Origin of the sequence: Collinsella sp. TF11-5AC (assembly GCF_003436775.1) — a bacterium.
In the GTDB taxonomy this organism is placed as follows: domain Bacteria; phylum Actinomycetota; class Coriobacteriia; order Coriobacteriales; family Coriobacteriaceae; genus Collinsella.
In genome coordinates this window covers 1-766 of sequence record NZ_QSQO01000050.1, presented here as the reverse complement: position 1 = coordinate 766, position 766 = coordinate 1, and the positions used below count along the sequence as shown (strand labels likewise).

Annotated in this window: 1 protein-coding gene; it reads right to left on the bottom strand. The window is 60.3% G+C overall.

Features of this window, described 5'->3' with window-relative positions; genetic code table 11:
- Nucleotides 1-138 precede the first annotated feature (138 nt).
- Complete coding sequence (gene tnpA, locus DXD16_RS10180; RefSeq protein WP_117655991.1) at nucleotides 139-609, bottom strand: IS200/IS605 family transposase; 471 nt, start codon at nucleotides 607-609, stop codon at nucleotides 139-141.
- Between the last annotated feature and the right edge of the window lie 157 nt (nucleotides 610-766).

Sequence of the window (766 nt, the reverse complement as noted above, 5' to 3'; positions counted from 1 at the left end):
ATCAAAACCACCCCTAAAAGGGGTGGTTTGCTCTTAGGGTATAACCCTTGGATTCCCGGCACGCGTCTAAAGGCGCCGGCCCTCACGGGGTTCGGGCCGCACTGCAGATTGACCCGTGACGGGCCGGTCAAACCGGCGCTATTTACGCCCCGGCCCCCTGTCGAAAGGGTCCTCGTACTCCTTGACGCTCAGCCGGTCGAGCGCGATGTCGGCCTTCTCCTGCTCCCGGATGTACTTCGCGATCGTGGCCTCGTTCAGGCCGACGGTGGACACGTAGTAGCCCTCGGCCCAGAACTTCCTGTTGCCGAACTTGTACTTCATGTTCGCGTGCCTGTCGAATACCATCAGCGAGCTCTTCCCCTTCAGGTAGCCCATCACGCTCGACACGCTGTACTTCGGCGGTATCGCCAGCAGCATGTGGACGTGGTCGGGCATCAGGTGCCCCTCGATGATCTCTATCCCCTTGTACTGGCAGAGCTTCCTGAAGATCTCCCCAAGGTCGGACCTTATTTGGTTGTAGATGACTTTGCGCCTATACTTCGGCGTGAACACGACGTGGTACTTGCACGTCCACTTCGTGTGCGACAGGCTGTAGGCCTTCTGGGCCATACGCCACCACCGCCCTCTCGACTCGGATTCCTTGCGGCCTGAACAATCGCAAGTGTCCGGCGAGGGGGCGGTTTTGTAAAGCCGTTTGGCCCCACCCGCATAGCGGGTGGTTTCTGATGCGGCGCGCTGCGCGCCCCGCACAGGCTAAAGCCTGTAA